We start from the raw sequence: 5958 nt of genomic DNA, 5'->3' as shown, positions 1-5958 counted from the left end.
AAGCGGAGTTCCTGGTCTCGAGGGTTTCTTGGAGTGACTCACCTCAATACCGGAACTCCGCTTCTGTTTGCCTGAGCGACACACCCCTCGACAGCCGCCACAACGCCTTAACCGAGCGGCGTTGGGGTTAGCCCTGGTGCGCGCGGACCCGGCACCACCCGGCCCCGGCGGATACCGCTCCCGGGAGCGCCGTCGGGGTGCCCGCCGGACGGCGGTCAGTGCCGGCGGTCGGCCTCGGCGATCTCCACCGGCAGCGCGGGCGCGCCGTCGACCGGGGCGGGGTTCTCGGCCGTGGGCGCGATGCCCCCGGCCGCGATCCGGTCCAGGGTGGCGAGGCCGGCGGCGTCCACCTCGCCGAAGATCGTGTAGTTGGGGCGCAGCGCCGAGTTGGCGTAGACCAGGAAGAACTGGCTGCCGTTGGTGTCCGGGCCCGCGTTGGCCATCGCGAGGACACCCCTGGCGTACACCTTGCGCACCCCGGTCGGATCGGTCGGCGCGGGCGGCAGGTCGGTGGGCAGCTCGTCGCGGTAGCGGTACCCGGGCCCGCCCGAGCCCGTACCGGAGGGGTCGCCGCACTGGAGCACGCTGAGCGTGGGGTACGCGGTCAGCCGGTGACACCAGGTGCGGTCGTAGAACCGGTGCCGCACCAGGTGCAGGAAGCTCCGCACGGTGCAGGGCGCCTGCTCCGCGTCCAGGGTCAGCCCGATCGGGCCTTGGTTGGTCCGCAGCGTGACCCGTACGGCGTCGGGGCCCGTCGTGCGTCGCGGGTCCGACGGCAGCGGCACGGGCCGGGCGGCCGGCTCGTCGGGCGTCTCCGTGTACGCGCAGGGGCCGGGCGTGGTCCTCGGCGGCGCCTCGGCGGGCGGGGCGGCCGCGGCGGCCACTCCGCTGCCGCCGACCAGCGCGGCGGCGAGGAGCGCGACGCCGGCGGCCCGGAGGGGGGTCCGCGTCCTGCTGCGGTGCGCTGACGGCGGTGCTGCCGGTTGCCGGCGGGGTGACCTCGACACGTGCGTCCTCCCTGGGCTCGAATGCCAGAAAGAGCGCAGTCTATGGAGGTCGCTGCCCGCTGTCGATGCCCGGCGTGCCGGCGCCGGCGCCACGACCGCCGGCGGCGCGGCCCGCTTCGACGCCACCGCCACCGCGCCGCGCCGTGCCGGCAAGCCAGACGCCCGCCACGATGGCGCCCGGGTGTCCGGCGGGATCCGCCGGGAGATGCGCGGCCGCAGCGGGGCGAGCAGCGCCCGCAGCACGGCGGCGGCGCGCCGGGACCGCCCGCTGACGGTGAACAGCAGCTCGTACCACCACGGCGCCCGGCGCAGCACGCCCCGGTACGCGTCCCGGAACCCCCATCCGGCGGGGGCCGGCACGACGTCCAGGAAGTTCAGCCGGTCCACGAGGAAACCACGGTCGCGCAGGCGACGGACCAGCTCGGCCGCGACCGCCTCGTGGCCGGCGCCGACGTCGGCCGACACCACGACGATGCGTCCCCTGTCCTCCACCCTCACCGGGCGCGCTTACCCGAAGGGACGACTTGACGCCGCCGCGAGCGGCGCGGGGCCGCGAACGGCCGGAAACCGGCCAGCAGGGCGGTAATCCGGCGGGGGCCGGGGCGTCCGGCCCGTCAGGTCCGTCAGGTCCGGCGCTGACGCCGGCGGAGCAGCAGGGCCACCAGCCCCACCGCCGCGACGGCGGCCACCGCGACGGCGACCAGCGGCCAGGCCTCGGACAGGCCGGCCGCGCGGACGTCGTGGGCGGCCACGGCCCGGGGCTGCCGGGCGGCGGCCGCGGCGGACGCCGGGGTCGAGTCCGCGGCCGTCTCCCCCGGCTCGACGAGCCGCCCCACCGAGGCGTCCCGCGGCAGCGAGAAGGCCCAGTCCAGCAGCGCCGCCCCCTGCTCCCAGCCGCGCATGGGCCGGGGCTCGGCGCCGAGCAGGGTGACCACCAGCCGCCGGCCGTCGCGCTGGGCGGCGCCGACGTACGTGTGCCGGGCGTAGTCGGTGAAGCCGGTCTTGCCGCCGAGGGCGCCCGGGTAGCGGTAGATGAGCTGGTTCTCGTTCTGGATCTGGAAGCCCTTCCGCCGCAGGGCAGGCTGGGCGGGGATCTGGGTCCGCTCGGTGAGCGCGTACCGGCGGAAGGTCGGGTTCGCGAAACAGGCCCGGGCGATCAGCGCCAGGTCGTACGCGCTGGTGAACTGGCCGGGAGCGTCCAGGCCCGACGGGGTCACCGCGCGGGTCTGCAGGGCGCCGAGGTGCCGTGCCTGCTCGTTCATCGCCCGGACCCCGCCGGCCGCCCCGTCCGGGCCGCCGACGAGGCGGGCCAGCACGTTGGCCGCCTCGTTGCCGGACTGCAGCAGCAGCCCCAGGAAGACGGTCTCGACGGTGTACCGGCCGCCCTCGACGAGGCCGACGGCGGAGCTGCCGGGGGCGATCCGCAGGTCCGCGTTCGTCACCGTCACCATCTGCTTCGGGTCGAGCCTCGGCAGCGCGGTGGCGGTCAGCAGCAGCTTCTGCACGCTGGCCGGCGTGGCGTACTCGTGCGGGCCGCAGCCGCCGAGCACCGCGCCGGTGTCGAGGTCGGCGACCAGCCAGGAGGTCGCGGTGACCGCCGGCGGGGCGGGCGCGCCGGCCGGCACGACCAGGCCCGGGGTGGCCAGTGCGGCTCCGCCCACGGCCTGGTGCTCGGGCACGGACGGCGGCGGCGTCGGCCGCGGGGAGCGCTGCACCTTCGGCGCCTTCGCCTTCGGGCAGGGCAGCGTGGCGGCGGCCGCCCGGGCACCGGGGACACCCGGGACGGCCACGCCCGGCGCGACGGCGGCCGGCCCCGGTACGGCGGCGCCCGCGCCGGCGCGGGCGGGTGCGGCGGCGGCCGGGACGGCGGCGAGTACGACGGCGGCCGTTGCGACCAGCACCGGAACCCTCATGGCCAGCCACCCTAACGGGCATGATCGGCGGGAGCCGACACCGGCGTGGCCGTCACTCGCCGTCGGCGTGCGGGTGATGATCGCGTGGCGGGGCAGGTCCGTGCGCCGGGATCCGCGCGCACGTGAGCGAACGCCCATAGAATCTGCGGCACGGACGGCGGCGGACCCGCCACGACAGATGGCGGCTGGAGTGGATGATCCAACCGAGGACCGGTTCCTGGATCGCTGGCGCCCGGTCCGGGGGCGTACGTTCGAGCTGCTGGGCTGGCTGACCGACCGGGAGCTCGGGCACTCTCCCGCATCGACAGTGGGCCACCTGTGGCGACAGTTCCGGCATCTCGGCCGGATCGAGTGCAGCTACGCGAGCGCCCTCACCTCGAGGGAGATGCGGTTCGGAGCGCCCAGATCATTGCGGACGGGTCGTCGAAGGCCGACCTGTTGGCGTATCTGGCGCGGGTGGACAGCGATCTGCTCGTGCCGGCGGTCGAGGCGTCGGGCCGGACGGACACCGTGGCATGGCCGGGCGAGGGCCCGCTGCCCGTCGCCGCGCACCTGGAACGGATGTTGCAGCACGAGGTTCTGCACCAGGGGCAACTGATCATGGCGGTCAGCCTGCTCGACTTCGAGTTCCCGCCCGGCTGGCGGCTGGCGTGGGGGCTACCCGGCTGAGGCCGGACGGGCGGCCGTGGGATCGGCCTCCGCCTCCCACCGGGCGGCGATCTCGGCCAGCCGCTCCCGGTACGTGACCTGCGGCGGGTCGGGTTCCGGCGGGCGGCGGCAGCCGCAGCCCGACCAGGTCAGCGCGGCCTCCAGTGCGGCGGGACCGGGATGGAGCCGGAACGCCCGGAGCGTGTCGATCAGCATCGGCCGGCAGGCCGGGCATCCGTCCGGCCTGGCACGGACGACGTCACCGACGTCCGGATTGAACCAGGAGATGTCGAGGTCCCCCGTGCCGTCCTCGGCGAGGCCGTCCTCGACGCAGACCGACAACGCCGCGACCAGCGTCCACAGCGACGGCGGCGACCAGAGGCCGTGGCGGCCGGCCCAGTCCAGCAACGTCCCGCGCTTGGAGCTGAGCGGGAACAGCATCTGGATCGAGAAACCGGCGGCCCGGGTGCCCTGCACGCTCGTCACCGCGTCCGTGAGCGCCTGATGCTCGGACAGGCCGGTCTCGGCGACCCGGCGCACGATCACGACGGCCGCATCCTCGATCGATTCGCAGACGTCCTGCCGCGCCACGACGACCCGGTCAGCGGCGGCCGCCGCGAGCCGGAACCGCTCGTTCGCCCGGACCTTGGACTCGAATCGCGCATGATCTGCTTCACCGCCCGGGCCGGCGTCGGGGCGGTGGTGGCGATGCCCATGCCCCGGGTGAGCAGGACCGGCGCCGCCTTGAACCCGCCCGCCTCCCGCCACGCCGGCGGACACCCGGTCCCGGACAGCGGCGAAGCCTGCCGTGTGCCCCACGGCAGCAGATCCGACCCGGCCCGGACCGCGCCGGCGACGTCGGTGAGCAGTCGCTCGTTCGCGAGCAACGCCGCACACACCCCGCCGGCGTCGCCCAACACGTCGGTACGGAGATCCAGATGAGGCCAGTGCATGGTCGCCAGTTGCAGCTCGACCCACTCCTGCCGCGGGGCCAGCCGCATGACGACAAGGCCGGGACTGCTGCTGTAGAAAGGCGCGAGGCACGCGTAGTGGTGCCCCTCCAGATCCCAGGTGCCCAGGTGATCGGCCCGGAAGTCCACCGGGAAGAACTGGCGATTGAAGTCGGCGACATTACCGATGTTGACGGACGCACGGGAACTACCCATGTGTCTCCTGCCCGAGTTCACACGGGACTGCAGCAGCCCGCGGGTTTCCCACACGCGCAGCCGCGAGGGGCGGACCCCCAGCAGGCCGCCATCTCGCCGATGCGGGCGGAGCGCCGACGGGCCGGGCGGACGCCGACCCGCCTCGACGAGCCGGGACCCGCGTCGCGGCTGTCCCCGGCGCTCGGCGCGGCCCCGCCGGTCAGCACGGTGTCGAACGCGTCCAGCACCTGCCGGAACGCGGACCGCTCCCGGTCCGGCTCGGCATGGCCGGCGTCGAGCGCCGCGCCGCCCGCTCGCTCACGGCGTTCACGTACCGGTTGCCCCTCCGTTTGAGACTTTCCCGCCTATCCAGGCGGGACCGAGCGTGGCAGCTCGACGAAAGTCTCCACCCGGCAGCGAATGAGACAATTGAAACGGCCAGGCCCCGGACAGCACAAACCGGGCGGGTTTCGGCCTGCCCTCGAATCGCGTGAAGGGTTCCGATGCAGCAGCCAGCACGGCACGTCGCCGACAGCCACGACATGATCGAGGTACGCGGCGCCCGGGAGAACAACCTCGCGTCCGTCTCCGTCGACATCCCCAAGCGGCGGCTCACCGTCTTCACCGGGGTCTCCGGCTCCGGGAAGTCCTCGCTCGTCTTCGGCACCATCGCCGCCGAGTCGCAGCGCCTGATCAACGAGACCTACAGCGCGTTCCTCCAGTCGTTCATGCCCAGCCGGTCCCGACCGGACGTCGACTCGCTGCGCAACCTCAGCGCCGCCATCGTCGTCGACCAGGAGCGGATGGGCGCCAACTCGCGGTCGACCGTGGGCACGGCCACCGACGCGTACGCCATGCTGCGCATCGTCTTCAGCCGCCTGGGCCGGCCGTACGTCGGCCCGGCTGGCGCGTTCAGCTTCAACCTCCCGGAGGGGATGTGCCCCACCTGCGAGGGGATCGGCCGGGTCTCGGACCTCGACGTGCACCAGCTCGTGGACGTGGAACGGTCGCTCAACGACGGCGCGATCACCGTACCGAACTTCGGGGTCGACTCCTGGTACTGGAAGGTCTTCGTCGCCTCCGGCCTGTTCGATCCGGACGTCAAGTTGCAGGACTACACCCAACGCCGCTCGGTTAAGGTCCGGCGGGTGTTTCGCAATGGTTTGTGATGATGTCGATCGCGATGGTGGCTTTGTAGCTATGCCGGTCTACGTTGGGTCCGCGGGCTTGGTACTTGGAGTTTGA

The 5958-nt window shown here is 73.9% G+C and carries 5 protein-coding genes and 1 pseudogene; 2 read left to right on the top strand and 4 right to left on the bottom strand.

Annotation, left to right across the window (positions count from 1 at the left end):
* Positions 1-215 precede the first annotated feature (215 nt).
* Both ABGB16_RS32900 and ABGB16_RS32895 read right to left on the bottom strand, forming a co-directional pair.
* On the bottom strand, positions 216-884 hold the full coding sequence (locus ABGB16_RS32900; RefSeq protein ID WP_347671965.1) for a peptidylprolyl isomerase: 669 nt from the start codon (positions 882-884) through the stop codon (positions 216-218).
* A 746-nt stretch (positions 885-1630) separates the two neighbouring features.
* Positions 1631-2920 (bottom strand): serine hydrolase, encoded by a 1290-nt coding sequence (locus ABGB16_RS32895; protein WP_347671964.1) that lies wholly within the window; start codon positions 2918-2920, stop codon positions 1631-1633.
* 438 nt (positions 2921-3358) lie between these two features.
* Between ABGB16_RS32895 and ABGB16_RS32890 the strand changes: the two genes are divergently transcribed.
* On the top strand, positions 3359-3589 hold the full coding sequence (locus ABGB16_RS32890) for a hypothetical protein (RefSeq protein ID WP_347671963.1): 231 nt from the start codon (positions 3359-3361) through the stop codon (positions 3587-3589).
* Here the strand turns inward: ABGB16_RS32890 and ABGB16_RS32885 are convergent.
* Both ABGB16_RS32885 and ABGB16_RS32880 read right to left on the bottom strand, forming a co-directional pair.
* Positions 3578-4114 (bottom strand): hypothetical protein, encoded by a 537-nt coding sequence (locus ABGB16_RS32885; protein WP_347671962.1) that lies wholly within the window; start codon positions 4112-4114, stop codon positions 3578-3580. The genes ABGB16_RS32890 and ABGB16_RS32885 overlap by 12 nt on opposite strands.
* Positions 4111-4734 (bottom strand): hypothetical protein, encoded by a 624-nt coding sequence (locus ABGB16_RS32880; protein WP_347671961.1) that lies wholly within the window; start codon positions 4732-4734, stop codon positions 4111-4113. The genes ABGB16_RS32885 and ABGB16_RS32880 overlap by 4 nt, the downstream gene beginning before the upstream one ends.
* 482 nt (positions 4735-5216) lie before the next feature.
* On the opposite strand from ABGB16_RS32880, the pseudogene ABGB16_RS32875 reads away from it, so the two are divergent.
* Positions 5217-5843: pseudogene (locus tag ABGB16_RS32875) on the top strand (excinuclease ABC subunit UvrA); the annotation flags it as partial.
* Positions 5844-5958: the final 115 nt, after the last annotated feature.

The organism is Micromonospora sp. B11E3 (genome assembly GCF_039871625.1).
Lineage (GTDB): Bacteria > Actinomycetota > Actinomycetes > Mycobacteriales > Micromonosporaceae > Micromonospora.
The sequence above is the reverse complement of the archived record's forward strand: the minus strand, read 5'-3'. Positions and strand labels throughout refer to the sequence as shown.